The following is a 25,549-nucleotide window of genomic DNA, read 5'->3' on the forward strand; positions in this document are numbered from 1 at the left end:
CTTCACCCTCACCGCTTGGAGGCCAACCCCTCAAAGATGTCCACGGGGTTGTCCTTCTCGTCCAGGGTCTGCACGTCCAAGGCCAGGGCCTGGAGCTCCTTCACCAGCACGCGGAAGGACTCGGGGACGCTGGGCTCGGGAACGTCCTCCCCCTTGATGATGGCCTCGTAGGCGGCGTTCCTGCCCTCAATGTCGTCGGACTTGAGGGTGAGCATCTCCTGGAGGGTGTGGGCCGCCCCGTAGGCCTCGAGGGCCCAAACCTCCATCTCCCCGAAGCGCTGGCCGCCGAACTGGGCCTTCCCGCCCAGGGGCTGCTGGGTGATGAGGGAGTAGGGGCCCGTGGAGCGGGCGTGCATCTTGTCCTCCACCATGTGGTAGAGCTTCATGATGAACATCTGCCCCACGACGATGGGGCCCTCAATGGGCTCGCCCGTGCGGCCATCGTAGAGGACCACCTTGCCCTGGAGGAAGAGCTCCTTAAGCTGCTCCTCCGGGGGCTTGCCCGGGGTGACGAGGCCGAGCTTTTCCGCCCGGCGGAGGACCTCCACCTCCCGCTTGTCCACGCCGAAGCCCTCGGCCTTGCGCTTGCCGAAGTAGACCTCAAAGGCCTGGGCGAGGAGCTCCTTGATCTCGGGCTCCTTGGCCCCGTCAAAGATGGGGGAGATGTAGCGCTGGCCCAGGAAGTAGCCGGCGAGGCCCAGGTGGGTCTCCAGGATCTGCCCCAGGTTCATCCGGCTGGGGACGCCCAGGGGGTTCAGGATCACGTCCACAGGGGTGCCGTCGGGCAGGTGGGGCATGTCCTCCACGGGGAGGATCTTGGCCACCACCCCCTTGTTCCCGTGGCGGTTGGCGAGCTTGTCCCCCACCTGGAGCTTGCGCTTCTGGGCCACGTAGACCCGGACCACCTCCCGCACCCCGGGCTTGAGCTCCACCCCGGGGTCGCCCCGCCGCAGCCGGACGGTGCGGACCACGATCCCCCCTTCGCCGGGCGGCACCCGGAGGGAGGTGTCCTTCACGTCCCGGGCCTTCTCGCCGAAGATGGAGCGGAGGAGCCTCTCCTCGGGGGTGGGCTCGGACTCCCCCTTGAAGCTCGTCCGCCCCACGAGGATGTCCCCGGGCTTCACCTCGGCGCCGATGCGCACCACGCCCTCCTCGTCCAGGTCCCTTAGGGCGGCCTCGGAGAGGTGGGGGATGTCCCGGGTGATCCGCTCGGGGCCGAGCTTGGTGTCCCGGGCCTCAATCTCGTAGCGCTCAATGTGGATGGAGGTGTAGAAGTCCCGCTTGAGGAGCTCCTCGCTGATGACGATGGCGTCCTCAAAGTTGTACCCGTCAAAGGGCATGATGGCCACGAGGACGTTCTGCCCCAGGGCCAGGAAGCCGTTCTCGGAGGCGGGGCCGTCGGCGAGGAGGTCTCCTTTGCGCACCCGCTGCCCCACCACCACCCGGGGGCGCTGGTCCAGGGCCGTACCCTGGTTGGAGCGGTAGAAGCGGCGCAAGGGGTACTCCACCAGGCGGCCGTCCTCGTAGCGCACGACGATGCGGTTGCCGTCCACCTTGGCCACCTCCCCGTCTTCCTCGGCGTAGAGGGCGGCCAGGGAGTCCCGCACCACCCGCTCCTCGAGGCCCGTCATCACCACGGGGGCCTGGGCCCGGATGAGGGGCACGGCCTGGGTCTGCATGTTGGAGCCCATGAGGGCGCGGTTGGCGTCGTCGTGCTCCAGGAAGGGGATGAGGTTGGTGTTCACGGAGAAGACCTGCTTGGGGGAGACGTCCATGAACTCCACCTCGTCCGGGGAGACGATCACGGGCTCCCCCTTCCTCCGGGCCACCACCCGCTCGGCCGCGATCCGGTTCCCCTCCAGGGGGGTGTTGGCTTGGGCGATGGTGTAGCGGTCCTCCTCGGTGGCCGTCATGTAGACCACCTCGTCGGTGACCACCCCGCCCACCACCCGGCGGTAGGGGGTGCGGATGAAGCCCAGCTCGTCCACCCGGGCGTAGGCCGCCAAGGAGGTAATGAGGCCGATGTTGGCGCCCTCGGGGGTCTCCACGGGGCAGATGCGCCCGTAGTGGGTGCGGTGGACGTCGCGCACGTCAAACCCCGCCCGCTCCCGGGTGAGGCCGCCCGGGCCCAGGGCGGAGATCCGCCGCTTGTGGCGCAGGGAGGAGAGGGGGTTGGTCTCGTCCTTGAACTGGGAAAGCTGGCTGCGGCTGAAGAACTCCCGGATGGCGGCCTCCAAGGGGCGGCTGTTCACCAGCTTGGCCGGGGTGAGGCTGTCCTCCGAGCCCATGAGCATCCGCTCCCGCACCCCTCGGGCGAGGCGGGCGAGCCCCACCCGGAACTGGTCGGTCATGAGCTCCCCCACGGTGCGGATGCGGCGGTTGCCCAGGTGGTCAATGTCGTCCACCTCATGGCCCGGGACCCCGGCGGTGAGGGCGAAGAGGTAGCGGAGGGTGGGGAGGAAGACCTCGTCCTTGAACTCCCCGTCCTCAAAGCGGGCCAGGGTGCGGCCCGAGAGGCGGATCCCCAGCTTCTCCTCCGCCTTGTACCGCCCGGCCTCGCCCAGGTCGTACCGCCTGGGGTCGGCGATGAGGCCGTAGACGTAGGCCACGGCCTTGTCCCGCTTGGGCGGGTCCCCGGGGCGGAGGAGGGTGAAGAGGCGGACCAGGGCCTCCTCGGGGCGCATGGCGAAGACGCTCTCGTCCATGAGGCCCTGGACCAGCTCCCCGTAGGCCCCAAGCTCCCGGGCCAGGGTCTCCTGGTCGTACCCCAGGACCCGAAGGAGGAGGACCAGGGGAAACTTCCGCTTGTTGACCTTCATGGAGACGACGCCGTTCGGCTCCACCTCCAGGTCAATCCAGGGGCCCCGCTTGGGCAGGGGGATGATGCTGGCGATGTAGCGCCCGGGCCGGGCGGGGTCGGGGGTGAAGTAGACCCCGGGGGAGCGGTGGATCTGGGAGACGATGACCCGGTCGGCCCCGTTGATGATGAAGGAGCCGTCCTCGGTCATCAGGGGGATGTGCCCCAGGAAGACCTCGTCCTCCTTGATGAGGCCCGTGTCCTTGTGGATGAGCTGGAGCCGGGCGTAGAGGGGGGCCTGGTAGGTGAGGTCCTTCTCCCGGCACTCGTCCTGGGGGAAGGGGGGCTCGCCCAGGCGGTACTCCAGAAAGTCCAGCACCAGACCGCCCTTGCCCTTGTCCTCCTCCTCAATGGGGAAGGTCTCCCGGAAGGCCGCCTGGATGCCGACGTTCTCCCGCTTCTCCGGGGGGACGTCGGCCTGCAGGGCCCTGCGGTAGGACTCCACCTGGATCTCGGTGAGGGGTGGAAGGGGGATAACCTCTCGGATGCGACCGAACCGCTTGATCTCCATGCGTCACCTCAAGGAAGGCGGGCCGCCCGAGGTAAGCTAACAGGGTTCTTCCGCAAGGGGGCCATCCCCTTGCGGCGGCTGGCTCTTACCGTGCTCCCTTGGCCCGACCAAAGAGCACAAACCCTAATCTATACCGGAATGCCCACTTCCGTCAATCCGGTTCGCCGAAAACGGGACCGATTCCTCCTCCTACCGCTCCACCTCCACCCTGATTTTATAGTTGCCCCGCACCGTCTTGCCAACCACCTCCAGGAGCCTGAGGGTCCCAAGCCCCTCCGCGAAGAGCAGGTCCCCGGGGGCGAGCTCGTCCTTGGGGGAGGCGGGCCTCCCCTTGAGGCGCACCTTGCCCGCCTTGACCCCCTGGGCGAAGTAGGACCGAGAGACGCCGAAGCCCTTGGCCCCCACGGCGTCCACCCGCAAGGAGGGGACGACCAGGGTGCGCACCCGCTCCCTGGGGGGCCTCAGGGCCCCTTCGGGAGGGGGAAGGAGGCGGTAGCCCTGGGCCTCGAGGGCCTTCCTCCCTTCGGGGAGGAGGGCGGCCAAAACCCCTTCCTCCACCTCCTCCACCTCGCCCAAAACCTCCCCCAGGTCGGCGGGCGGGGGGCGGTCCAGGAGGACCACCTCCACGGGGTCGGAGACGGAGGGCACCTCCTCGGGGTAGAGGACGGCCACCTTGCGCTCCGCCAAGGGAAAGCCGCCGAAGAAGGCCACCCGGATCCCCTCCCGGCGGGCCATCTCCTCCAGGCGGGCCTGGTCCTCGGGGTCCAGGAAGCCCGTGCGCACCACCCGGCCGCCCCGGGCCCGCTTGAGGTAGCGCTCCAGGTCCGCCATCAGGAGGCCCCCTGGAGGACGAAGGTCAGGGTGGCGCTCGCCCGCTCCTCCCCCTCCACCAGGGCCCGCACCGCCACCTTGCCCACGCCCCGGCGGAAGGCGAGGAGCTCCCCCTCGAGGATCAGGGTGTCCCCCGGGTAGACGGGCCGCCGGAACCGGGCCCCCTCCACCCCGGCGAGGAAGGCGAGGCCCCCTTGGGGAAAGCCCGGCTGGCGCACCAGGGCCCCCACGGCCGCCTGGGCCATGGCCTCCAGGATCAGCACCCCGGGCATGACGGGGTGGCCGGGGAAGTGCCCTTGGAAGTGGGGCTCGTTGAAGGTCACGTTCTTGAGGGCCTTGAAGCGCCTTTCGTCCGCCTCCAACACCCGGTCCACGAGGAGAAAGGGGTAGCGGTGGGGCAGGACCTTGAGGATCTCCCGGATGTCCACAGGGCCTCACCTCCTCAGGACGTCGTCGGAGGAGAGGATGGTGTCCTCGAGGACGTGGAGCATCTCCAGGGCCTTCCCCGTGCCCAGGGCCACGGCCTCCACGGCGTTCTCCGCCACCACCACGGGCACGCCGGTGGCCTCCTGCAGGGCCACGTCCAGGTTCCTAAGGAGGGCCCCGCCCCCGGTGAGGAGGATGCCCCGCTCGTAGATGTCCGAGGCGAGCTCCGGGGGAGTGGTCTCCAGGACGTTCCTCACCCCCTGGAAGATCTTGCTCAAAGGCTCCTGAAGGGCCTCCACGACGTCCTCGGCGGGGATCTCTGCGGTGCGGGGAAGGCCCGAGACGAGGTCCCGGCCCCGCACCTCGGCCACCTCCTTCTCCTCCCCGGGAAGGAGCTTGGCCCGCCCCAGCCGGATCTTGAGCTCCTCGGCGGTGCGCTCCCCGATGAGGAGGTTGTACTTCTGGCGGATGTAGCGGATGATGGCCTGGTCCATCTCGTTCCCGGCGATGCGGAGGCTTTCCGAGCGCACGATGCCCCCTAAGGAGATGACGGCGATGTCCGTGGAACCGCCCCCGATGTCCACCACCATGCTCCCCGTGGGCTCGGCCACGTTGATCCCCGCCCCGATGGCGGCCGCCAGGGGTTCCTCAATGAGGTAGACCTTGTGGGCCAGGGTGGAGACGGCCTGGACCACGGCCCGCCGCTCCACGTCCGTCACCCCGGAGGGAACCCCCACCATGATCCGCACCCGCCCCTTGAAGAGGCGGCTCATGGGAGAGAGGACCTTCTGCAGAAAGAGGAGGAGCATCTTCTCCGTGAGGGCGTAGTCGGCGATGACCCCGTCCTTGAGGGGGCGCACGGCCACGATGTTCCCGGGGGTGCGCCCGAGCATCCGGTAGGCCTCCGCCCCCACGGCCTTCACCTCCCGCTTCCCCTGGACCACGGCGATGACGGAGGGCTCCTTCAGGACGATTCCCTTCCCCCGCACGTAGATGAGGACGCTGGCCGTCCCCAGGTCAATGCCGATGTCTTCGCCTTTAAGCATAGCGCCTCACTTCACCTAGCGTACTCCACCGCCCGGGTCTCCCGCACCACGGTCACCTGGACCTGGCCCGGGTAGTTCATCTCCTTCTCAATGCGGCTCGCGATCTCCCGGGCCAGGAGGGTGGCCTTGGCGTCGCTGACCTTCTCCGGCTTGACGATGACCCGCACCTCCCGGCCCGCCTGCACGGCGAAGGCCGTCTCCACCCCGGGGAAGGAGAGGGCGATGCGTTCCAGGGCCTCCAGGCGCTGGAGGTACTCCTCGAGGCTCTCCCGCCTCGCCCCGGGCCGCGCCGCCGAGAGGGCGTCGGCCGCGGCCACCAAAACGGCGTAGAGGGTCTCGGCGTTGTCGGGGTCGTGGTGGTGGGCGATGGCGTCCACCACCTCCTTGGGCTCCCCGAAGCGCCGCGCCAGGGCGATGCCGATCTCCACGTGGCTTCCCTCCACCTCCCGGTCCACGCTCTTGCCGATGTCGTGGAGGAGCCCGGCCCTCCGGGCAAGCGCGGCGTCCAGGCCGAGCTCCGCCGCCATGATCCCGGCGAGGTGGGCCACCTGGATGGAGTGCTTCAGAACGTTCTGGCCGTAGCTGGAGCGGAAGTGGAGCCGGCCCAAAAGCTGGATGAGGCCGGGCTTCAGGCCCACCACCCCCGCCTCCAAGGCCGCCTCCTCCCCCCTTTCGTAGATGAAGGTCTTCATCTCCTGCTTGGCCTTCTCCACCACCTCCTCAATGCGGCTTGGGTGGATGCGCCCGTCCTTCAAAAGCTCCTCCAGGGCCATGCGGGCGATCTCGCGGCGGATGGGGTTGAAGGAGGAGAGGAGGACGGCGTCCGGGGTGTCGTCAATGATGAGGTCCACCCCCGTCAGGGCCTCAAAGGCGCGGATGTTCCGCCCCTCCCGGCCGATGATCCGCCCCTTCATGGCGTCGGAGGGGATGGGCACCACGGTGACGGCGAGCTGGGCCGCGGTCTCCGAGGCCTGGCGTTGCATGGCCTGGGCCAGGATCTTCTGGGCCTCCCTTTTGGCCTCGAGGCGGGCCCGCTCCAGGGCGGCCCGCACCCTCTGGGCCTTCTCCTCCTCCAGCTCCCGGTCCAGGCGCTCCAGGACGAGCCTGCGGGCCTCCTCGGGGGTGAGGCCCGCCACCTCGTAGAGCTTCCGCTCCACCTCCTTAAGCCGCTCCTCCAGGGCCCTGGCCTCCGCCTTGAGCGCCTCCTCTTTACGGACAAGCTCCGCCTCCGCCTCCTCCAGCCGCGCCGCCCTGGCGTCCAGGGCCTCGGCCCGCTTGGCGAGCCGCTCCCCCTCCCGGCGGAGCTCCTCCCGCTCCGCCTTGAGGCGCTCCCGCTCCTCCTTGAGCTCCTCCTGGAGGGACCTCAGGCGCTCCCGCTCGGCGCGAAGCTCCTCCCGCTCCGCCTTAAGGCGTCCCTCCGCCTCCTCCAGGCGCTTTTTGGCCTCGGCCTCGGCGGCCTCGAGGCGGCGCCTGATCTCCGCCTCCACCTCCTCCCGCTGGGCCTTGGCCCGGGCCTCCGCCTCCTGGCGCAGGGCCTTGGCCTCCTGGCGGGCGGCCTCCAGGATGTCCCGGGCCTCCTTCCGCGCGGCCTCCAGGACCTCCCGGGCCTCCCGCCTCGCCGCCTCCAGGAGCTCCTTGGCCTCCTGGGCCGAGCGGTCCTCCCCCTTCCGCCTAAGGAGGAGGACCCCCCCAAGCCCCAGGACCAGGAGCAGAAGAACCAGGTCCAGAAGGGACATCTACTCCCCCTCGTCCTCGCCTGCGGCCAGGACCACCTGGTCCGAGCGCTCCAAGACCTTGGCCCGGATCTCCTCCAAAAGCTCGGGCCGCTCCCGCAGGGCCTCGGCCGCCTTCTCCTTCCCCTGGCCCAGGCGGAGCTCCCCGTAGGAGAACCAGGACCCGGCCTTCTCAATCACCCCCGCGGCCACGGCCACGTTCACCAGGTCCATGACGGGGTCCAGCCCCCGGCCGAAGTAGATCTCCAGCTCCGCCTCGCGGAAGGGGGGGGCGAGCTTGTTCTTCACCACCTTGACCCGCACCTTGACCCCCACGGCCTCGTTCCCCACCTTGATGGGCTGGCCGCTTTTGCGCACGTCCAGGCGCACGCTGGCGTAGAACTTCAGCGCCCTCCCCCCCGGGGTGGTCTCGGGGTTGCCGTACATGACCCCCACCTTCTCCCGCACCTGGTTGATGAAGATGGCGGCGGTGTTGCTCTTGGCGAGCACCGCGGTGAGCTTGCGGAGGGCCTGGCTCATGAGCCGGGCCTGGAGGCCCACGTGCTGATCCCCCATCTCCCCCTCAATCTCCGCCCGGGGGACCAAAGCGGCCACCGAGTCCACCACGATCACGTCCACCGCCCCCGAGCGGGCGAGGAGCTCCACGATCTCCAGGGCCTGCTCGCCCGTGTCGGGCTGGGAGACCAGGAGGTCTTCCACCTGGACGCCGAGGCGCTGGGCGTATAGGGGGTCCAGGGCGTGCTCCGCGTCCACGAAGGCGGCCACCCCGCCCCGCCTCTGGGCCTGGGCGATGATGGTGAGGGCCAGGGTGGTCTTGCCCCCGGACTCGGGGCCGTAGATCTCCACGATCCGCCCCCGGGGGATGCCGCCGATCCCCAGGGCGAGGTCTAGGGCGAGGGAGCCTGTGGGGATCACGTCCACCTGTTGCCTGGGCATCTCGCCCAGCCACATCACCGCCCCCTTGCCGAATTCCTTCTCAATCGCCTTCAGGGCGTTCTCCAGGGCCTTGCGCTTGCTCTCGTCCATGCTCACCTCTCAGGGAAAACTTCTCCAAAACGGTGTACACCGGCCCCTTGGGCTTAAGCTCCGAGCGCACCAGGGCGAAGCCCTCCACCGGCCACTCCAGGCCGAAGAGGACGGGAGGCACGCGGGGCGCCGGGGCCTTCCTCCGGGCCAGGGTGATGTGGGGCTTGAAGGGCTTGTCCCAGCCGGGGATCCTGACCGCCTCCTCGCCCAAAAGCTCCTCCACCCCGGCGCGAAGCCCCTCGGCGAGGCGGAGGAAGCCTTCGGCCTCCGCCTTGGCGAACCAGACCCGGGGGGTTCCTTCGTTGGGGAAGTAGCCCGTCCCGCGAAGCCGCGCCCGGAAGGGGGCCTCGAGGCGGGCGAGCCTGTGGCCCAGGGCCAGGTAGTCGGGAAGCTCCTCCTCGGGCCGCTCGCCCAGGAAGAGGAGGGTCAGGTGGAGCTGGTGGGAAGGGACGGGCTTCCAGCCGCGAAAAGGGCGGACCTTGGTCTGGGCTTCCGCCAGGGCCGCCCGGACCTCCTCGGGTAAAAAGACCGCGTAGAAGAGCCTCATGTCACAAGGAGCGCCAAGGCCGCGTAGACGCTTCTTAAGCGCACGGTTTCCCGGTCTCCCGGGAAGCGGTAGCGCCGCACCTCCGCGCCCGTGGGGCCCGCCAGGGCCACGTAGACCGTGCCCGGGGGCTCGCCCTCCAGGGGGTCCGGCCCCGCGACCCCGGTGGTGGCCAGGGCGTAGGTGGACCCGAAGAGGGACCGCGCCGCCTCCGCCATGGCCCGGGCGGTCTCGGCGGAAACCGTCCGGGAGAGGAGGTCCTGAGGCACCCCGAAGCGGGCCTTGGCCCCTACGGAGTAGGATACCACGCCCCCCAAATAGAAGCGGCTCGCCCCCGGCACGCGGGTGATCTCCGCTCCCAGAAGCCCCCCGGTGAGGCTCTCCATGGTGGCGAGGGTGGCCCCTTCCCGCTCCATGCGCCTTTTCACCGCCTCGGCGAGGGTCATCTCCCCCTCGCCCCAGACCTCCTTAAGGAGCGTTTTCTTGATCCGCTCGGCAAGCTCCGCCACCCGGTCCTCCCGGCCCCGGACCACCACCTCCACCCCGTGGACCTTGGGGTAGGTGCCCACCTCCACCTCCTCCCCCCGGACGAAGAGGGGGCCAAGCCGCTCCACGATCTCCGACTCCCCGATGCCCCAGGTCTTCAGGACCCTTTCGGCGTAGGGCCTTCGCGGCAGGCCCAGGCGGGGCAGAACCTCCTGCCACATGGGGCGCCACTCGGGAGGGGGCCCGGGGAGGAGGACCAGGTCCTTACCCCCTTTGCGCACCCACCACCCCGGGGCGGTGCCCCGGGGGTTTTTGAGCCAGGTGGCGGAGGGGATCCGCATGGCCTGCTTGCGGTTGGCCTCAGGCATGGCGCGCCCCCGGGCGCGGAAGAAGGCCTCAATCTCCCCAAGCACGGCCTCGTCCAGCTCCAAAGGCTCCCCCAAGGCCAGGGCCACCGCCTCCCGGGTCACGTCGTCCGGGGTGGGGCCGAGGCCGCCGGAGAGGACCACAAGCCTGGCCCGGGCGAAGGCCTCCTCCACCTCCCGGGCCAGGGGCGCCACCTCGTCCGCCACCCTAAGGGTCCTTTCCACCTTGAGGGCGTAGGGCTTGAGGCTTCTTGCGATCTCCGCCGTGTTGGTGTCCAGGGTCTCCCCGTAGAGGAGCTCGGTGCCTACCCCGAGGATCTCTGCCCGCTCCATGCCGCCTCCTTAAAGGGAAGGGCCTCCACGCGGTACCGCCCCCCACCTCCTTCCACCTCCGCCCCCACGGGCACCTCCTTCCGCACCACGGCGAGGCCCAGAAGGCCGAAGGGGGTCTTTAGAAGGCGCTTCGCCTCCCCCACGCGCTTTCCCCCCAGGAAGAGCTCCGCCGGGGCCTCGCCCCCCTCCAGAGCCCTCAGGCCCACAAGGCGGTAGGGCGCCTCCTTTCCCTCGGTCCTGGCCATGATCTCCTGGCCCACGTAGCACCCCTTGCCGTAGTCCACCAGGTGGAGAAGGCCCACGCTCTGGGGGAGTTCCCCTTGGATGTCCGAGAGGAGGGGGAGGCCCTTGAGCAGGGTGTAGAGGGGATAGAGCTCCGGGGGAAGCGCCCCTTCGGCCCTCTCCCCCACCTCCTCGCGGCCGTCCGCGTAGAGGAGGCGGAAGAGGGGCAGCGCCACAAGCTCCACCTGGTCAAAGACGATGTAGCGGCGCAGGCGCCTTTCCAGGCCCTCGAGGCTCCCCCAAGGGGCGAGGAGGAAGCCCTCGGGGTGGGGAAAGAGGGTCGCCGCCTCTTCAATCTGGCCCTTGTGGTTGAGGAAGAGCACCCCAGCAGGCCCCGAAACCCGTCGCAGGTCCCGGGTGCCCTGCCCCTGGAGGAAGGAAAAGGCGTCGGGGCCCCGGAGGAGGAGCACCCCAGGGAAGGCGAAGAAGCCTTCGCCGGAAAGGGCTTGGGCCAAAAGGCGCTCCATCCTCCCCATTATTGACCAAAGGGTCACCCCAGGGGGAGAATGCGGTCCGTGCGCTTTCTCGCCGGCTCCTTCCTTGCCCTCCTCCTCGTGGGGGTGATCGTGGCCCTCCCCGGGGCCGCCCTGCCCTACTGGCGGGAGCGGTACGGGACGGAAGAGGGGGCCTCCCTCTACTTCGCCGCCCTCCTCCTCGGCCTCCTCCTCGGGGTGCACCTGGGACAGGAGGAGAGGCGCCATCCCTTCTTTCCCCTGGCCCTGGGCCTGGTGGGCCTCGCCTTTCTCGGCCTTCCCTTCGCCCCCTCTTACGCCTGGATGGCGTCCCTGGCCTTCCTCCTCGGCCTGGGGGAGGGGGTGATGAACGTCCACGGGAACAGCCTCGTGGGGGAGCTCTACCCGGAAAGGCGGGTGGAGCTTTTGAACCGGGTCAACGTGGCCTTTGGCCTGGGGGCGGTCCTCACCCCTTTGGCCTTGGCCTGGCTCCCCTACGCCGCCTTTCTGAGCCTGGCGGGCCTTCTCGCCTTCCTCGCAGGCGCCCTCGTCCTCGGGGCGCCTGCGGCGGAAAGGCCCAAGGAAAGGCCCCGGGGAGCCCTCTGGCCCTTCCTCCTCGCCGTGGGGCTCTACACGGGCCTCGAGGGGGCCCTGGCCACCTGGAACCGGGTCTGGCTGGAGGCCTTGGGCCACGCCACCTCCCTAGGCGGCCTCCTCCTCACCCTCTACTGGCTCTTCCTCGCCTTGGGCAGGCTCCTCCTCGCAGGAAGGGTGGCCAAGGACCCCTTGAGGGCCCTCCGGGGGCTTCTCCTCGGGGTGATGGGCCTCCTCCTCCTCAACTTCCTCCCCCAGACCGCCCTCCTCTTCCCCCTCGCGGGCTTCCTCCTCGGCCCCCTCTTCTCCACCCTCTTCGCCCTGGTGCAGGCCCGCTTCGGCCACCGGGCCCTGGGGGGGCTCATGTACGCCGGGGCGGCGGGGAGCACCCTGATCCCCGGGCTTTTCGCCCTCCTGCCCGACCGGGGGATCCCCCTGGGGCTTTTCGCCCTAAGCCTCGCCCTCTACCTCCTCCTCCGGGGCGCGGAGCGGGAGGTGGCCCGTGCTTAAGGCGGTCCTCTTTGACCTGGACGGCACCCTGGCGGACACGGACCCCCTGCACCTCCTGGCCTGGCGGGAGGCCCTGGCGCCCTACGGCCTGGAGGTGGACCCCATCTTCTACCGGAAAAGGATCTCGGGGAGGCTGAACCCCGAGATCGTCCGGGATCTCTTGGGCCTGGAGGGAGAGGAGGCGGAAAGGCTCATCGCCGCCAAGGAGGCCCGCTTCCGGGCCCTCGCCCAGGGGCTCAGGCCCACCCCGGGGCTTGCGGAATTTTTGGAGCACATCCGGGAGAAAGGCCTCCTTTGGGGCGTGGTGACCAACGCCCCCAAGGAAAACGCCCGCCACGTCCTCGAGGCCCTGGGCCTAAGGCCGCCCCTCCTGGTCCTGGCGGAGGAGGTGGGCCGGGGAAAGCCCGACCCCCTCCCCTACCGGGTGGCCCTAAGGCGCCTCGGGGTGGCCCCCGAGGAGGCCCTGGCCTTTGAGGACTCCCCTTCCGGGGTGAGAAGCGCCGTGGGGGCGGGGATCCCCACCTACGGCCTCCTCACGGGGCACGAGGCGGAAGCCCTTCGGGAGGCGGGGGCGAGGGGGGTTTTCCGGGACTTCCGGGAGGCGTTAGGCCTCCTTTAGGGCGTAGCGGGCGAAGGCCTCCTCGTCAAAGCGGCCCTCCACCAGGTCCTCCCAATAAAGCCACCCCTCGCGGAAGGGGGGAAAGGGGAAGAAGCCGCCCTCGGCCTTGAGGTGGAAGGCGAGCTCGCAAGGCTCCGTCACCCCCTGCTGGAAGGCGAGGAGGGCGGACTGGTAGGCCCCGAAGGCGCTTTGCGCCTGGCTCCCCACCATGGCCTTTTTGCCCTTCTCCCGGGCGAGGGCGAGCATCTCCAGGGTCCAGGTGACGCCGGTGCGGGCGGGCTTGAGGTTGAGGACGTCAAAGGTGTTGAGCTGTAGCTCCCGCCTGAGGTCCTTCGGGGTCATGGCCGCGTCGTCGGCGATGAGGGGGAGGATCCCCTTCTCCCTCAAGGCCCGCCTCGCCTCCACCTCCTCCACGGGCAAGGGCTCCTCCACGTAGCGGAGGCCAAGCTCCTTCCAGGCCAAAAGGTAGCGCTCGGCCTCCTTGGGGGGAAGGGACTCGTTGGCGTCGGCGTAGAGCTCGGCCTCGGGGAAGGCCTCCTTCAGGCGGAGGATGCGGCGGGTGTCCGCCTCCAGGTCCCGCCCCACCTTCACCTTGAAGACCCGGACCCCCGCCCCAAAGGCCATGCGGGCGTCCTCCAGGACCTCGTCCTCCTCCCCGAGGCCCAGGATGTAGGCCACCCGCACCCGGTGCTTGGCGGGCTTGAGGACCTGGTGAAGCTCCTCCCCCTCGCTCCGCGCCCAGGCCTCCCAGAGGGCGGTGTCCAGGGCGCCCTTGAGGCCGAAGTTAAAGGGGAAGGCCTCCAGAACGGCCCTTATCCCCTCCTGGTCGTCGGCCTCGAGGCCCAAAAGCTTGGGCCTCAGGTAGTCCAACCCCGCCCTCACGCTCCCCAGGGTCTCCCCGTAGATGGTGGGGCGGATGGCCACCTCGGCCCGGCCTAGGGAGCCGTCGGAAAGCTCCACCTCCAAAAGGGCGTGCTCCAAGGCGGCAAGCTCCGAAGCCTTCCCCCAGCGCAAGGGGGCCTTCAGGGGGATGCGGAAGGGGATGAGGCGCAGGTCCCGTACCGTCGGCATAGCCCCCATTCTATGGGCCGAGGCCGTGCCTCTGGAGAAAGGCCCGCACCGCCAGGACCTCTTCCTCAGGAGAAAGGGCCTCCGTGTCCAGGACCAGGGCCCGGGGGTGGCCCTGAAGGAGGCGCAAGGGGCCTTGGGGGTCGTAGTTCCGCTTCTCCTCGGCCACGATCTTGAGCTTGGCGAGGACCTCCTCCAGGGGGGCCAGGGCCAAGGCCTCCTCCAGCTCCTCCGGGGAGAGAACCCCTTCCGCCAAGGCCTTTAGCTCCGCCATCTCCTCGGGGCGGAGCTCCACGCGGTCAAAGGCGTCCCGCCGAGAAAGGAGCCTTTTGAGCCGGGTGGCCTCCCGGGCGTGGAGGAGGACGAAGCGGGCCTCGGGGAGGTGCTCCAGGGCGTAGGCCACCTCCCCTTCCCCCCTCAGGCCGTCAAAGAGGAGGAGGGGCCTTGGGGGCACGTACCCCCGGGCCAGGACCTCCGCCACCCCCCCGGGGAACTCCTCCCGGAAGCGCCGCGTAAGGCGGAAGCGCTCCTCCCGGGGAATGGGGGGCTTGGCCCCGTAGCGGGGGAGGACGTAGCGGTCCACGAGCTCCCGGCGGTCGGGGAGCCGGGGAAGGCCCAGGGCCTCCACCAGGGTGCTCTTCCCCACCCCGGTGAGGCCCACGAGGACGAGCAAAGGCACCTCCCTCGCGGGGACGAGGGAGGGGGCGGGCTCCAGGGAGAAGGCCACCTCCATGCCCCCCATGCTACCTGGTAGGATGGAGGGGCCATGAAGCGGCTTTTCGCCCTCCTCGGCCTCGCCCTGGGCCTTGCCCTGGCCCAGGCCCCCGCCTACCCGGAGAACACCCTGGGCCTGGGCTACGCCCCGGACAAGGGCGTTTACCTCCAGGGAAGCGCCCTTCTGCCCTTCAGCCCCTTGGGAATAGACACCGGCCTGGACCTCCAGGTCCTCCTGGCGCAAAGCCCCGAGGCCTACGCCCTCCTCAAGGCCAACCTCTTCCCCGGCCTGGTGGTGGAGGGCCTCTTCGCCTCGGCGGGCCTGGGTCTGGACCTCCGCTACCCCTTCGGGGTCCACCTCGGCCCCCTGGCGAGCGTGGAGCTTCCCGGGGGGGCCCTCTCCCTGGGCCTCGGCCTCGGCTACCAGGCGGGGGCGGGCCTCCATCTGGCCTGGGGGGCGGGGCTCAGGCTCTACCTGGAGCCTTGGGCCCTCGAGGTCTCCGCCTCGGACCGCTACCCCTTCCTCCTCTCCCTCCTCTACCTCTGGTAGCCCGTGAGGAAGAGGCTTCCCCTCCTCCTCTTCTCCCTGCCGGCCCTCCTCCCCCTCTTCCTCTTCGTCCTCTACCCCTTCCTGGAGGTGGTCCGGTTCTCCACCTGGGACTGGTCGGGGCTTTCCGAGCCCAGGCCCGTGGGGCTCAAGAACTACCGGGACCTCCTGCAAGACCCCGCCTTCTGGAAGAGCCTCCTCGTGACCCTGGAGTTCATGCTCCTGGCCCTTCCCCCCTTCCTCGCCCTCTCCCTGGTCCTGGCCGTGGTCCTGGACGGCCTGCCCTACGAGCGCCTGGCCAAGAGCCTCCTCTTCCTGCCGGGCCTCGTCACCCTGGGGGGAGCGACCCTCTCCTGGTACACCCTCTTTACCCCGGAGTACGGGGCCTTGGCCCAGTTCCTCCCCATCCCCCCCTGGGACCGGGAGGGGTTTTGGGCGCTCCTCATGGTCGTGGCCTTCACCCTGTGGCGGCACCTGGGCTACGGGGTCCTGGTGGCCTCGGCCCGGCTCAAGGCCATCCCCAAAACCCTCCTCGAGGCCGCCTACGTGGACGGGGCCGGGCCTTGGGAGGCCTTCCGCTACGTGGTCCTGCCCCTGATGCGGCCCGCGGTGGTCTTCCTCCTGGTGGTGGGGACGATCCTCTCCCTGCAGTCCTACGCCGCCGTCTTCCTCCTCACCCGGGGGGGGCCCTACGGGGCCACGCGGGTCCTCGGCTACTACCTCTACGAGGCGGGGTTTGAGAGCTTCCGCCTGGGGTACGCGGCGGCCATCACCGTGGTCCTCCTCGTCCTCACCCTCCTCTTCGCCTACGCCCAGCTCCGGCTCCTCCGTCACGGGGAGGCATAGCGGTAGCGGGCAAGGTCCCGGAGGTGGCCCGCGAAATCCACGTTCAGGTAAAGCCGCCCCCCGGCGTGGAAGAAGTAGAGGTAGGGGCGGCCCTTTTCGTCCTGGCGCACCGGGTTCAAGACGGCGAGGAGGGCCTTCTGCCCGGGGTTGGCGATGGGCCCCGGGGGAAGGCCGCCGTAGCGGTAGGTGTTGTAGGGGGAGTCCACCTGGAAGTCCCCCGCCTCCCGGGAAAGCTCCGGAAGCCTCTTCCCCAAGGCGTAGGCCACGGTGGGGTCGGCCTGGAGGGGCATGCCCCGCTCCAGGCGGTTCAGGAAGACCCCGGCGATGTAGGGCATCTCCTCGGCGCTCCCCGCCTCCTTCTCCACGATGGAGGCCAGGGTAACCCAGGCGTGGACGGAAAGCCCTCGCTCCGCTAGAAGCCTTTGCACCGGAGGGGTGAGCTCCGCCTCAAAGCGGCGGAGCATGGCCCGCACCACCTCCTCGGGGGTGGCGAGGAGGTCAAAGGTGTAGGTGGCGGGGAAGAGGTAGCCCTCCAGGGTCCGCCCCTCCACGTAGGGGGGCTTGAGGGCCCCCGGGCCTTCCACGAGCCTGAGGAAGCCCTCCCCGTCCAGCCCCGCCTCGGAGAGCCTCCGGGCGTAGTCCACCGCCCTCTCCCCCTCGGGGAAGGTGAGGGTGACGCTTAGGGGCTTCACGCCCCCGGTGAGGGCCCGGGCCAGGCGGAAGGCCCCCTCGCCCTTCAGGCGGTAGACCCCAGGAACGAGGCGCTTCGCCCGACCCGAGAAGCGGAGGTAGGCGGAAAAGGCGTGGCCCGAGCGCAGAAGCCCCGCCTCCTCCAAGATCCTCGCCACCTCCGCCCCCGTGGCCCCCCGGGGAATGCGCACCACGGCCTCCCTTCCCGTGGGGCCGAGAAGCCAGAGGGCGTAGAGGAGGAGGAGGAAGGTGAGGAAGAGGGCCACCACCCCACGCCGAAGCCAGTTCCTAGATCCCTCGGGCAAGGTAGTCCTCCAGAAGCACCACGGCCGCGAGCTCGTCCAGCTTCCCCTTGTCCCGGCGAAGCCGCTTGGGGGCGTGCTTGAGGCGCTCCTGGGCGAGCTTGGTGGTGAAGCGCTCGTCCCATAGCTCCACCTCCACCCCCCTGGCCCTCAGGGCCTCCACCAGGGGGAGGACCTTCCCCGCCTGGGCGCTCTCCTTGAGGTCGGTGCGCAAGGGGAGGCCCACCACGAGCTTAGAAAGGCCCTCCCGCCGCACGAAGTCCAGAAGGGCCTCGAGGTCCTCCTCCAGGGTCTTGCGCACCAAATACCCCCGGCCCGAGGCCAGGGGCACCCCCTCCTCCCCCACGGCGAGGCCGATCCGGGCCTCCCCCACGTCAAGCGCGCCCACCCGCATACTGAACGCTCTGGTCCGCCAAGACCACCCCCAGGTAGAGGAGGGCCACGCCCAAGGCCCTTCCCGCCTCCTCGAGGCCCGCCACCCCGAAGCGGTTTAGGGCGCTGGTGGAGGCGAGGACCAGGGCGGCCAGGAAGATGAGGGCCGTGCCCCGGGCCCGCAAGGGGTTTTGGCGCCGGAAGAGGAGGGTGGTGTAGAGGGCCACCCCGGCCATGAGGGCCGTGCCCAGGAGGTTAAAGGGGATGGTCCAAAGCCTGGGCGAGGTGAGGCCGGGCGGGGGGAAGGCCGCCCCCAGGGGGGCGTAGGGCTCAGGGAGGCGGGCGAGGTCCAAGGGGGCCGAGGCCACCAGGTAAAGGCCCCAAAGGAAGAGGGGGCTTAGGGCGAGGAGGAGGCCCCGGGCCGCCCCGGGCCTGAGGAGGGCGAGGCTTCCTAAGCCTAAAAAGGTCACCCCGTGCATCGCCCCGGTGAAGTACCAGAGGCGGTAGAGGAAGGGGCTCCAGGCCCCCTGGAGCCGGGCGAGGAGCTCGGCAGAGACCGCCAGGGCAAAGAAGAGGAGGCCGAGGCTATAGAGGGCGTTGTGCAGGGAAGGCCTCCTCTGCAACCGCCCGAAGGTGAGGGCGAAGAGGGCCCAGGAGAGGGCCACCGCCAAAAGGCTTAGGAGGACCATGCCCCCATTCTAGGGGAGAAGACCGGGGAGGGCCTCCCGGGCCTTCTTGGGGTCCAGGCCGCCCCCCTGGGCCAAAGCCCCCTTGCCCCCGCCCCGGCCCCCCGCCCTCTCCGCGAGGGCCCGGAAGAGGGCCCCCGCCTCGAGGCCCCGTTCCAGGGCCCTGGAGGAGAGCTTCAGCACCGCCTGCCCTTCGCTTAGGACCAAGGCCACGTCCGCCCCCCGGGCCACCAGGTCGTCCGCCGCCTGGCGGAGGGCCTTGGCGTCCAGGCCGGGAAGCTCGGCCACCGTCCAGGTGAGGCCCCCCTTCTCCTCCAGGGAAGGCCTCCCGCCGCCCCCCAAGGTGGCCTGGACCAGGCGGGCCTTGAGGCGCTCCACCTCCCGCTCCTTCTCCTTGAGCTCGGCGAGGAGCTTCTCCAGCCTCTCCTCCAGGGCGGCCTCCCCCACCTCGAGGCGCTCGGCGAGGGCCTTCAGGCGGTTCAGGCTCCCCCGGGCGAAGCGGATGGCCTCCTCCCCCGTCACCGCCTCTATGCGGCGCACCCCGGCGGAGACGGCCTCCTCGCTCCGGATGAGGAAGGCCCCGATCTCCCCGGTGCGGCGCACGTGGCAGCCGCCGCAGAGCTCCTTGGACTCGAGGCCAGGAAGCGGGCTTCCCTCCACCCGCACCACCCGCACCACCTCCCCGTACTTCTCCCCGAAGAGGGCCATGGCCCCCTCCTTCCTCGCCTCCTCCAGGGGCATGTAGCGCCAGGTCACGGGGAAGTCGGCCACGATCCAGCGGTTCACCAGAAGCTCCACCCGCTCAAGCTCCTCGGGCTTCAGGGGCTCGGGGTGGGTGAAGTCAAAGCGGAGCCTATCCGGGGCCACGAGGCTTCCCGCCTGGCGCACGTGGGGGCCGAGGACGGCCCTTAGCGCCGCGTGGAGGAGGTGGGTGGCGGTGTGGTTCCTCTCGGTGTCCCGCCTCCTCGGGTCCACCACCGCCCGCACCCTCTCCCCTACCCTCAGCACCCCTTCCTCCACCCGGGCCTTGTGGAGGAAGATTCCCCCCTCCGTCTTCCTCGTGGTCTCCACCCGGGCCCGGCCCCCAGGCCACTCCAAAAGGCCGAAGTCCCCGATCTGCCCGCCCCCCTCGGCGTAGAAGGGGGTCTTGTCCAGGACCACCTGGACCTCGGTGCCGGGCCCTGCCTCCTCAAGGCTTTGGTCCCCGGCGAGGAGGGCCAGGACCTCGGCCTCGGCCTCGAGGGCGGTGTAGCCCAAAAACTCCGTGGCCCCCCGCTCGGCGTAGAGCTCCTCCAGGACCTGGGCCCCCTTCTTGAAGATCTCCCGCTCAAAGGCCATGGCGGCCCGGGAGCGGCTTTGCTGCTCCTCCATGGCCTTCTGGAAGCCCTCCGTGTCCACGCCGTAGCCCCTTTCCGCGGCGATCTCCACGGTGAGGTCCAGGGGGAAGCCGTAGGTGTCGTAGAGCCTAAAGGCCTCCTGCCCGGGCAGGACCTCCCCGGGCTTGAGGCCGGAGAGGAGGGCGTCCAGGCGCTTGAGGCCCCCCTCCAGGGTCTCCAGGAAGCGCTCCTCCTCGAGGCGGATCTGCTTCTCCACGGCGGGGAGGTTCTCCCGCATCTCCGGGTAGAAGTCCCCGAGGAGCTCCGCCACCAAGGGGGCGAGGCGGTGCAGGAAGGGGTCGGAAAGCCCGAGGAGGTAGCCGTGCCTCAGGGCCCGGCGGAGGAGGCGGCGGATCACGTAGCCCCGCCCGGTGTTGGAGAAGGTCACCCCGTCAGAGAGGGCCGCCACCACCGCCCGGACGTGGTCGGCGATCACCCGGTGGCTCACCGAAGCCTTCCCCTCGTAGGGCCTGCCGCTCATCCGGGCCACCTCCTGGATGATGGGGAAGAAGGTGTCCGTGCGGTAGAAGTCCTCCACGTCCTGGAGGATGGCCGCCACCCGGTAGAGGCCCATGCCGGTATCTATGTTCTTCTGGGGCAGGGGCTTGAGGATCCCGGGGCCCGGGATGGGGCCCTGGCGGTCGTACTGGGTGAAGACCAGGTTCCAGATCTCCACGAACCGGTCCCCGCTTCCCGTGTTGGGGCCGGTCTCGTCCGGGGTGCCGTAGGCCGGGCCCCGGTCGTAGAAGATCTCCGAGCAGGGGCCAGAAGGCCCGTTTGGCCCGTGGGTGATGGCCCCGCCCGGCCAGTAGTTCTCGTCCTCGCCGAAGCGGCCGATCCTCTCCTCGGGAACCCCCACGAGGTCGCGCCAGATCCCGTAGGCCTCGTCGTCGTCCTCGTAGACCGTGACCCAAAGGCGCCCGGGGTCCAGCTTGAGGTGCTCCGTGAGGAACTCCCAGGCCCAGAGGATGGCCTCCTTCTTGAAGTAGTCCCCGAAGGAGAAGTTGCCCAGCATCTCAAAGTAGGTGTTGTGCCGGCTGGTGCGGCCCACGTTCTCTATGTCCCCCACCCTCAGGCACTCCTGGCAGGTGGTGACCCGGCGCCACTCCCTGCCAAAGAAGATGGGCTTCGCTCCGAGGAAATAGGGCTTTAGGGGGGCCATCCCCGCGGAGGTGAAGAGGAGGGAGGGGTCGTTCTCGGGGATGAGGCTGAAGGAGGGGAGGCGCAGATGCCCCTTGCCCTCAAAAAAAGCCAGGTACTTCTCGCGGATCTCCGCCGTGCGCATGGCTTTGATTATAGGGGCTTACAATGGGCCCCATGAAGGTCCAGATGCGCCGCTACACCCTGAAGGAAGGGGCCAAGGAGGCCTTCCAAAAGGTCTTCCTGGGGACCATCGTCCCCCTGAGGCAGGCCCTGGGCTTTAGGGTCCTCGGGGCCTACTGGCTTTCCGAGCGGGAGTTCCTCTGGTTCGTGGCCCACGAGGACTTTGAGGAGGCGGAAAGGGCCTACTACGCCCACCCCGAAAGGCAGAAGGTGGACCCCAGGGCGTACCTGGAGGCCATGGAAACCCGCTTCGTGGAGCGCCTCCTGTAGGCTAGGCCACGCCTAAAACCCCGCTTTGGGGTAGCCTCGGGGGGATGGAGCTTTTCCTCCTCGTCCTCCGCAACCTCCTGGCCCGGCCCGTCCGGAGCCTCCTCACCCTGCTCGGGGTCCTGGTGGCCACGGCGAGCATGGTCCTCTTCCTCTCCTTCGGGGAGGGCCTGAGGCGGGCCCTCTTCCAGGAGCTCTCCCGGGTGGGCCCCGCCATCCAGGTGGTGCCGGAAGGGGCGGAGGGCTTTGTCTTCGGCGGCCTCCCCGAGATTTCCCCCGAAACCCTAAAGGCCTTAGAAAGGGCGGGGGAGGCCCTGGGGGTGCGGGCGGTGGTCCCCACCCTCTTCCTCACCCGGGGAGGCTTTGACCCCAGCACCAGCTTCCTCTTCCAGGGCCTGCCGGAAGGAACCCCCCCGGACCTCCTCTACCCGGGGCTCAAGGCCAGGGAAGGCCGCCTCATCCCCTCGGAAGGGGGCGCCGTGGTGGGGGCCAAGGTGGCCAAGCGGAGCGGCCTCACCTTGGGAAGCCTCCTGAGGCTTTCCCCGAGGCTCGCGCTTGAGGTGGAGGGGGTCTTGGAGGAGACGGGAGGCCTCGCCGACAACCTGATCTTCGTCCCCTTGAGGGTGCTCCAGGAGGCCTTGGGCACGGAGAACGTGACCGCGGTGCTCGTGGCCCTAAGCCCCGGCCAGAAGGCGGAAGCCGTGGCCCGGGCCCTGGAGGAGGCGGTGCCCGGGGTCAAGGCCCAGACCACGAGCGAGGTGATGCGCTTCGCCGAGCGCGCCCTAAGGATCAGCGACCTGGTGCGCTTCGGCATCAGCCTGGTGGCCCTGGTGGTGGGGGGGCTTCTCGTGGCCAACACCGTGATGATGTCCGTGTACGAGCGGGTGCGGGAGTTCGGGGTGATGCGGGCCCTGGGGGCGAGGCGGGGGTTCATCTTCCGCCTGGTGCTCCTGGAGGCCCTTCTCCTGGCCCTCCTGGGCGGGGCCTTTGGCCTGGGCCTGGGAGGGGCGGCGTCCTACGCCATCAACCTCTACACCCTGGACCAGGTGGGCCTGGCCCTTTCGGCGGTGACCCCGAGGCTTGGGCTTTTCGCCCTGGGGGTGGCCCTCGGCCTCGGGCTTCTCGCCGGGCTTCTTCCCGCCTACCACGCAAGCCGCATCCCCGTGGTGGAGGCCTTGGGGAGGGTGTAGATGACCCTAAGAGCGGAAAACCTCACCAAGCGCTACCGGCAAGGGGAGAAGGAGGTGGTGGCCCTTTCGGGCTTCACCTACGCCTTCCCCCCGGGGGCCACGGCGGTGGTAGGGCCTTCGGGAAGCGGGAAGACCACCCTCCTAAACCTCCTCGCGGGCTTTGACCTGCCCACGGAGGGCGGGGTCTACCTGGGGGACATCCCCCTCCACGCCCTCTCCGAGGACGAGCGGGCGGGAGTGCGGCTTAAGCACATGGGCTTCGTCTTCCAGCAGTGGAACCTCATCCCCACCCTCACCGCCCTGGAGAACGTGGCCTTTCCCCTCCTCCTCGCGGGCTGGCCGAGGAGGGCGAGGCTAGAGCGGGCGGCGGAGCTTTTGGAGAAGGTGGGCCTAGAAGCCCGCCTCCACCACCTGCCAAGCCGCCTCTCCGGCGGGGAGCAGCAGCGGGTGGCCCTGGCCCGGGCTTTGGCCCTGGACCCCCCCATCCTCTTCGCCGACGAGCCCACGGGGAACCTGGACCTCGAGGCGCGGGAGCAGGTGGCGAACCTCCTCTTCGCCCTAGGCGAGGCGCGCACCCTGATCCTCGTCACCCACGACCTGGAACTCGCCCAAAGGGCAGGGCGCATCCTCCACTTAAAAGGCGGGCGGCTCGTGCGGGAGGAGGCGCCTCAGGCCAAGGGCTAAGGCCCCTGGGACATTCCGCCCACCCCTTCCGTGGCAGAATACCCCCCATGGGCGAGCGCCTGGTGGTCGTGGGCGGGGTGGCGGGCGGGGCCTCCGCCGCCGCCAAGGCCAAGAGGGAGAACCCCGAGCTGGAGGTGGTGGTCTACGAGAAGTCGGGGTGGGTCTCCTACGGGGCCTGCGGCCTGCCCTACGTGCTTTCCGGGGAGATCCCCCGCCTGGAAAGGCTGGTGGCCCGCACCCCCGAGGAGTTCCGCAAGCAAGGGGTCCTGGTCCACACCCGCCACGAGGTGGTGGACGTGGACTACGGGCTCCGCACCCTCACGGTGCACGACCACGCCGAGGGAAGGACCTTCCAGGACCGCTTTGACCACCTGGTCCTGGCCACGGGGGCGCGGCCCCTCCTCCCCCCCATCCCCGGCACGGAGCAGGCGGGGGTGTACACCCTGAGAACCATGGAGGACGGGGAGAGGCTCCTAAAGGCCCTTCCCCAAGCCCGGCGGGCCGCCATCCTGGGGGCGGGGTACATCGGCCTCGAGGCCGCCGAGGCCTTCCGCAAGCGGGGCCTGGAGGTGACCCTCCTGGAGGCCAAGGACCGCCCCCTCCCCCACTGGGACCCCGAGGTGGGGGCCCTCCTCAAGGAGGAGCTGGAGCGGCACGGGGTGGAGGTCTGGACCGGGGTGAGGGTGGAGGCCCTCCGGGGGATGGGCCGGGTGGAGGCGGTGGAGACCTCGGAAGGCGTGGTGCCCGCGGACCTGGTGCTGGTGGCCACGGGGGTCCGGCCCAACACCGCCCTCGCCCAGGCCATGGGGGTGGCCCTGGGGCCCACGGGGGCCATCGCCACCGACGAAAGGATGCGCACCAACCTGGAAGGGGTCTACGCCGCCGGGGACGTGGCGGAAAGCTTCCACCGGGTCCTCAAGCGCCCTTACTGGCTCCCCTTGGGGGACGTGGCCAACAAGCACGGCCGCACCGCGGGAAGCGTCATCGCCGGCAAGGAGGCCCGCTTTCTGGGCGTGGTGGGCACGGCCATCTTCAAGGCCTTTGACCTGGCCGTGGCCACCACGGGGCTTTCCCTGGAGGGGGCCCTCAAGGAGGGGTTCCCGGCCAAGAAAGTCTTCATCCAAAGCCGGGATGGGGCCCACTACTACCCGGGAAGCGGGCCCCTCTGGGTGGAGCTCGTCTACGAGGAGGGGACGGGGAGGCTCCTGGGCGGCGCGGTGGTGGCCCGGGGGCACGGGGCCCTGCGCATAGACGCCCTCGCCGCCCTCCTTCACCGGGAGGGAACCGTGGAGGACCTTTTGGCCCTGGACCTGGCCTACGCCCCGCCCTTTAGCCCCGTCTGGGACCCCCTCCTCATCGCCGCCCAGCAGGCCCGCTAAGCGCCCCACGGGGCCAAACCGAGGTGGGGGCGTCTATCCGGTGTAAACCCGGGCGAAGCACACCAAAAGGCCGTGTCAAGCCCGGGCGGCTACACTCTACACCGGAGGGGCTTCCCCCCCGAGACTGGGTCCCGGGAGGTGAAGGAATGGAAGGGCTGACCCCCGAGATGCAAAAGGAAGCGGAGGCGCTCCGCCGGGAGTGGGAGACGAACCCGAGGTGGAAGGGCGTCCGGCGGGACTACCGCCCCGAGGACGTGGTGCGCTTGAGGCCCAGCGTCCAGGTGGAGTACACCCTGGCCAAGCGAGGGGCGGAAAAACTCTGGAAACTCCTCCACGAAAGGCCCTACGTGCACACCTTCGGGGCCTACACCGGGGCCATGGCGGTGGAGATGGTGCGGGCCGGGCTGGAGGCCATCTACCTCTCCGGCTGGCAGGTGGCCGCCGACGCCAACCTGGCCTGGCAGACCTACCCCGACCAGTCCCTCTACCCCTACAACTCCGTGCCCCAAATCGTGAAGCGCATCAACAACGCCCTCATGCGGGCCGACCAGGTGGAGCGGATTGAAGGCCGGGTGACCCGGGACTGGTACGTGCCCATCGTGGCCGACGCCGAGGCGGGCTTCGGCGGGGCCCTCAACGTGTTTGAGCTCACCAAGGCCATGATTGAGGCGGGGGCTGCCGGGATCCACTACGAGGACCAGCTCGCCAGCGAGAAGAAGTGCGGCCACCTGGGCGGCAAGGTCCTGGTGCCCACGGGCCAGCACATCCGCACCCTCCAGGCGGCTAGGCTCGCCGCGGACGTGATGGGCGTGCCCACGGTGATCATCGCCCGCACCGACGCCGAGGCCGCCACCCTCATCACCAGCGACATTGACGAGCGCGACCGGCCCTTCATCCTCCCGGACGAGCGCACCCCCGAGGGCTTCTACCGCTTCAAGAACGGGATTGAGGCCTGCATCGCCCGGGCCCTGGCCTACGCCCCCTACGCCGACGTGATCTGGATGGAGACCTCCAAGCCCGACCTGGAGGAGGCCCGGAAGTTCGCCGAGGCGGTGAAGAAGGAGTTCCCCGACAAGCTCCTCGCTTACAACCTCTCCCCCTCCTTCAACTGGAAGAAGTTCCTGGACGACGAGACCATCGCCAAGTTCAACCGGGAGCTCGGGGCGATGGGGTACAAGTTCCAGTTCATCACCCTGGCGGGCTGGCACGCCCTGAACTACTACATCTGGGAGCTGGCCAAGGGCTACAAGGAGCGGGGCATGCCCGCCTTCGTGGAGCTCCAGCAGAAGGAGTTCGCCGCCCAGAAGGAGGGCTTCACCGCCGTCAAGCACCAGCGGGAGGTGGGGGCCGGGTACTTTGACGAGGTGGTCCTGGCCCTGACCCAGGGGCAGGCCTCCACCCTGGCCCTCAAGGGCTCCACGGAAGAGGCCCAGTTCAACGAGCCCGTCCACTGAGGTGGCGGTGTGCAAAAAAGGCCGGGGCACGCCCCG

At 69.7% G+C, this 25,549-nt stretch carries 24 protein-coding genes; 9 read left to right on the forward strand and 15 right to left on the reverse strand.

Going from position 1 to position 25,549, the window contains the following annotated elements:
- Nucleotides 1-8: 8 nt before the first annotated feature.
- From TthTMY_RS10900 to TthTMY_RS10940, 9 genes are all read right to left on the reverse strand, one after another.
- Nucleotides 9-3,368 (reverse strand): DNA-directed RNA polymerase subunit beta, encoded by a 3,360-nt coding sequence (locus TthTMY_RS10900; protein ID WP_096411263.1) that lies wholly within the window; start codon nucleotides 3,366-3,368, stop codon nucleotides 9-11.
- Between the two features lie 189 nt (nucleotides 3,369-3,557).
- The gene (locus TthTMY_RS10905) at nucleotides 3,558-4,199 is read right to left on the reverse strand and encodes a S4 domain-containing protein (RefSeq protein WP_223903278.1); all 642 of its coding nucleotides are present in this window, start codon (nucleotides 4,197-4,199) and stop codon (nucleotides 3,558-3,560) included.
- Nucleotides 4,199-4,627: a 3-hydroxyacyl-ACP dehydratase FabZ gene (gene fabZ, locus TthTMY_RS10910; protein ID WP_011173839.1), complete on the reverse strand. Its 429-nt coding sequence runs from the start codon at nucleotides 4,625-4,627 to the stop codon at nucleotides 4,199-4,201. The genes TthTMY_RS10905 and fabZ overlap by 1 nt, the downstream gene beginning before the upstream one ends.
- A gap of 6 nt (nucleotides 4,628-4,633) precedes the next feature.
- Nucleotides 4,634-5,671: a rod shape-determining protein gene (locus TthTMY_RS10915; protein ID WP_096411264.1), complete on the reverse strand. Its 1,038-nt coding sequence runs from the start codon at nucleotides 5,669-5,671 to the stop codon at nucleotides 4,634-4,636.
- An 11-nt stretch (nucleotides 5,672-5,682) separates the two neighbouring features.
- The gene (gene rny, locus TthTMY_RS10920) at nucleotides 5,683-7,407 is read right to left on the reverse strand and encodes a ribonuclease Y (protein WP_096411265.1); all 1,725 of its coding nucleotides are present in this window, start codon (nucleotides 7,405-7,407) and stop codon (nucleotides 5,683-5,685) included.
- On the reverse strand, nucleotides 7,408-8,430 hold the full coding sequence (recA, locus tag TthTMY_RS10925; RefSeq protein WP_096411266.1) for a recombinase RecA: 1,023 nt from the start codon (nucleotides 8,428-8,430) through the stop codon (nucleotides 7,408-7,410).
- Complete coding sequence (gene thpR, locus TthTMY_RS10930) at nucleotides 8,381-8,977, reverse strand: RNA 2',3'-cyclic phosphodiesterase (RefSeq protein WP_223903279.1); 597 nt, start codon at nucleotides 8,975-8,977, stop codon at nucleotides 8,381-8,383. Before thpR ends, recA begins: the two co-directional genes overlap by 50 nt.
- Nucleotides 8,974-10,158 (reverse strand): CinA family nicotinamide mononucleotide deamidase-related protein, encoded by a 1,185-nt coding sequence (locus TthTMY_RS10935; RefSeq protein WP_096411267.1) that lies wholly within the window; start codon nucleotides 10,156-10,158, stop codon nucleotides 8,974-8,976. Before TthTMY_RS10935 ends, thpR begins: the two co-directional genes overlap by 4 nt.
- Nucleotides 10,131-10,907: a glycine cleavage system protein T gene (locus tag TthTMY_RS10940; RefSeq protein ID WP_172844650.1), complete on the reverse strand. Its 777-nt coding sequence runs from the start codon at nucleotides 10,905-10,907 to the stop codon at nucleotides 10,131-10,133. Before TthTMY_RS10940 ends, TthTMY_RS10935 begins: the two co-directional genes overlap by 28 nt.
- 39 nt (nucleotides 10,908-10,946) lie before the next feature.
- On the opposite strand from TthTMY_RS10940, the gene TthTMY_RS10945 reads away from it, so the two are divergent.
- Both TthTMY_RS10945 and TthTMY_RS10950 read left to right on the forward strand, forming a co-directional pair.
- Nucleotides 10,947-11,996, forward strand: a complete 1,050-nt coding sequence (locus tag TthTMY_RS10945) for an MFS transporter (protein ID WP_096411269.1) — start codon at nucleotides 10,947-10,949, stop codon at nucleotides 11,994-11,996.
- A complete protein-coding gene (locus tag TthTMY_RS10950; RefSeq protein WP_096411270.1) occupies nucleotides 11,989-12,615 on the forward strand; it encodes an HAD family hydrolase in 627 nt (208 codons plus the stop codon). The genes TthTMY_RS10945 and TthTMY_RS10950 overlap by 8 nt, the downstream gene beginning before the upstream one ends.
- Here TthTMY_RS10950 and TthTMY_RS10955 read toward each other — a convergent pair.
- Nucleotides 12,601-13,686, reverse strand: a complete 1,086-nt coding sequence (locus TthTMY_RS10955; protein WP_172844651.1) for an enolase C-terminal domain-like protein — start codon at nucleotides 13,684-13,686, stop codon at nucleotides 12,601-12,603. The two genes, TthTMY_RS10950 and TthTMY_RS10955, sit on opposite strands and share 15 nt — an antisense overlap.
- 10 nt (nucleotides 13,687-13,696) lie before the next feature.
- Entirely contained in the window at nucleotides 13,697-14,416 is a 720-nt protein-coding gene (locus TthTMY_RS10960) for a hypothetical protein (RefSeq protein ID WP_096411272.1), read from the reverse strand.
- Between the two features lie 33 nt (nucleotides 14,417-14,449).
- Between TthTMY_RS10960 and TthTMY_RS10965 the strand changes: the two genes are divergently transcribed.
- On the forward strand, nucleotides 14,450-14,947 hold the full coding sequence (locus TthTMY_RS10965) for a bioflim formation protein (RefSeq protein WP_096411273.1): 498 nt from the start codon (nucleotides 14,450-14,452) through the stop codon (nucleotides 14,945-14,947).
- A gap of 3 nt (nucleotides 14,948-14,950) precedes the next feature.
- Nucleotides 14,951-15,790 carry a carbohydrate ABC transporter permease gene (locus TthTMY_RS10970; RefSeq protein ID WP_096411274.1) on the forward strand — a complete coding sequence of 280 codons (840 nt, stop codon included), beginning with the start codon at nucleotides 14,951-14,953 and terminating at the stop codon, nucleotides 15,788-15,790.
- Here the strand turns inward: TthTMY_RS10970 and mltG are convergent.
- From mltG to alaS, 4 genes are read right to left on the reverse strand one after another with little or no spacing between them, the layout of a single operon-like run.
- On the reverse strand, nucleotides 15,775-16,785 hold the full coding sequence (gene mltG, locus TthTMY_RS10975) for an endolytic transglycosylase MltG (protein WP_172844652.1): 1,011 nt from the start codon (nucleotides 16,783-16,785) through the stop codon (nucleotides 15,775-15,777). The genes TthTMY_RS10970 and mltG overlap by 16 nt on opposite strands.
- Complete coding sequence (ruvX, locus tag TthTMY_RS10980) at nucleotides 16,769-17,176, reverse strand: Holliday junction resolvase RuvX (RefSeq protein WP_096411275.1); 408 nt, start codon at nucleotides 17,174-17,176, stop codon at nucleotides 16,769-16,771. The genes mltG and ruvX overlap by 17 nt, the downstream gene beginning before the upstream one ends.
- Nucleotides 17,157-17,843, reverse strand: a complete 687-nt coding sequence (locus TthTMY_RS10985; protein WP_096411276.1) for a hypothetical protein — start codon at nucleotides 17,841-17,843, stop codon at nucleotides 17,157-17,159. The genes ruvX and TthTMY_RS10985 overlap by 20 nt, the downstream gene beginning before the upstream one ends.
- Before the next feature lie 9 nt (nucleotides 17,844-17,852).
- The gene (gene alaS / locus TthTMY_RS10990; protein WP_096411277.1) at nucleotides 17,853-20,501 is read right to left on the reverse strand and encodes an alanine--tRNA ligase; all 2,649 of its coding nucleotides are present in this window, start codon (nucleotides 20,499-20,501) and stop codon (nucleotides 17,853-17,855) included.
- A gap of 23 nt (nucleotides 20,502-20,524) precedes the next feature.
- On the opposite strand from alaS, the gene TthTMY_RS10995 reads away from it, so the two are divergent.
- The 5 genes from TthTMY_RS10995 to aceA all read left to right on the forward strand — a co-directional run bounded on the left by TthTMY_RS10995 (nucleotide 20,525) and on the right by aceA (nucleotide 25,513).
- Nucleotides 20,525-20,809, forward strand: a complete 285-nt coding sequence (locus tag TthTMY_RS10995; protein WP_096411278.1) for an NIPSNAP family protein — start codon at nucleotides 20,525-20,527, stop codon at nucleotides 20,807-20,809.
- A 44-nt stretch (nucleotides 20,810-20,853) separates the two neighbouring features.
- Entirely contained in the window at nucleotides 20,854-21,996 is a 1,143-nt protein-coding gene (locus TthTMY_RS11000) for an ABC transporter permease (protein ID WP_223903280.1), read from the forward strand.
- The gene (locus TthTMY_RS11005) at nucleotides 21,997-22,680 is read left to right on the forward strand and encodes an ABC transporter ATP-binding protein (protein WP_096411279.1); all 684 of its coding nucleotides are present in this window, start codon (nucleotides 21,997-21,999) and stop codon (nucleotides 22,678-22,680) included.
- Between the two features lie 47 nt (nucleotides 22,681-22,727).
- Nucleotides 22,728-24,059, forward strand: coding sequence for an FAD-dependent oxidoreductase (locus TthTMY_RS11010; RefSeq protein WP_096411280.1), 1,332 nt, complete (start codon nucleotides 22,728-22,730; stop codon nucleotides 24,057-24,059).
- 146 nt (nucleotides 24,060-24,205) lie between these two features.
- Nucleotides 24,206-25,513 (forward strand): isocitrate lyase, encoded by a 1,308-nt coding sequence (gene aceA, locus TthTMY_RS11015; RefSeq protein ID WP_096411281.1) that lies wholly within the window; start codon nucleotides 24,206-24,208, stop codon nucleotides 25,511-25,513.
- Nucleotides 25,514-25,549 lie beyond the last annotated feature (36 nt).

The sequence above is a fragment of the Thermus thermophilus genome, from assembly GCF_019974155.1.
In the GTDB taxonomy this organism is placed as follows: domain Bacteria; phylum Deinococcota; class Deinococci; order Deinococcales; family Thermaceae; genus Thermus; species Thermus thermophilus_C.

Excerpts from the sequence above, each read along its gene's own strand:
- TthTMY_RS11000 (WP_223903280.1), top strand. The coding sequence starts at position 20,854 with ATGGAGCTTTTCCTCCTCGTCCTCCGCAACCTCCTGGCCCGGCCCGTC.
- TthTMY_RS10965 (WP_096411273.1), top strand. The coding sequence starts at position 14,450 with ATGAAGCGGCTTTTCGCCCTCCTCGGCCTCGCCCTGGGCCTTGCCCTG.
- aceA (WP_096411281.1), top strand. The coding sequence starts at position 24,206 with ATGGAAGGGCTGACCCCCGAGATGCAAAAGGAAGCGGAGGCGCTCCGC.
- TthTMY_RS10995 (WP_096411278.1), top strand. The coding sequence starts at position 20,525 with ATGGGCCCCATGAAGGTCCAGATGCGCCGCTACACCCTGAAGGAAGGG.
- TthTMY_RS11010 (WP_096411280.1), top strand. The coding sequence starts at position 22,728 with ATGGGCGAGCGCCTGGTGGTCGTGGGCGGGGTGGCGGGCGGGGCCTCC.
- TthTMY_RS10945 (WP_096411269.1), top strand. The coding sequence starts at position 10,947 with ATGCGGTCCGTGCGCTTTCTCGCCGGCTCCTTCCTTGCCCTCCTCCTC.
- TthTMY_RS10915 (WP_096411264.1), bottom strand. The coding sequence starts at position 5,671 with ATGCTTAAAGGCGAAGACATCGGCATTGACCTGGGGACGGCCAGCGTC.
- TthTMY_RS10955 (WP_172844651.1), bottom strand. The coding sequence starts at position 13,686 with ATGCCGACGGTACGGGACCTGCGCCTCATCCCCTTCCGCATCCCCCTG.
- TthTMY_RS10985 (WP_096411276.1), bottom strand. The coding sequence starts at position 17,843 with ATGGTCCTCCTAAGCCTTTTGGCGGTGGCCCTCTCCTGGGCCCTCTTC.
- ruvX (WP_096411275.1), bottom strand. The coding sequence starts at position 17,176 with ATGCGGGTGGGCGCGCTTGACGTGGGGGAGGCCCGGATCGGCCTCGCC.
- TthTMY_RS11005 (WP_096411279.1), top strand. The coding sequence starts at position 21,997 with ATGACCCTAAGAGCGGAAAACCTCACCAAGCGCTACCGGCAAGGGGAG.
- alaS (WP_096411277.1), bottom strand. The coding sequence starts at position 20,501 with ATGCGCACGGCGGAGATCCGCGAGAAGTACCTGGCTTTTTTTGAGGGC.
- rny (WP_096411265.1), bottom strand. The coding sequence starts at position 7,407 with ATGTCCCTTCTGGACCTGGTTCTTCTGCTCCTGGTCCTGGGGCTTGGG.
- TthTMY_RS10940 (WP_172844650.1), bottom strand. The coding sequence starts at position 10,907 with ATGGAGCGCCTTTTGGCCCAAGCCCTTTCCGGCGAAGGCTTCTTCGCC.
- TthTMY_RS10900 (WP_096411263.1), bottom strand. The coding sequence starts at position 3,368 with ATGGAGATCAAGCGGTTCGGTCGCATCCGAGAGGTTATCCCCCTTCCA.
- thpR (WP_223903279.1), bottom strand. The coding sequence starts at position 8,977 with ATGAGGCTCTTCTACGCGGTCTTTTTACCCGAGGAGGTCCGGGCGGCC.
- TthTMY_RS10935 (WP_096411267.1), bottom strand. The coding sequence starts at position 10,158 with ATGGAGCGGGCAGAGATCCTCGGGGTAGGCACCGAGCTCCTCTACGGG.
- TthTMY_RS10905 (WP_223903278.1), bottom strand. The coding sequence starts at position 4,199 with ATGGCGGACCTGGAGCGCTACCTCAAGCGGGCCCGGGGCGGCCGGGTG.
- recA (WP_096411266.1), bottom strand. The coding sequence starts at position 8,430 with ATGGACGAGAGCAAGCGCAAGGCCCTGGAGAACGCCCTGAAGGCGATT.
- TthTMY_RS10960 (WP_096411272.1), bottom strand. The coding sequence starts at position 14,416 with ATGGAGGTGGCCTTCTCCCTGGAGCCCGCCCCCTCCCTCGTCCCCGCG.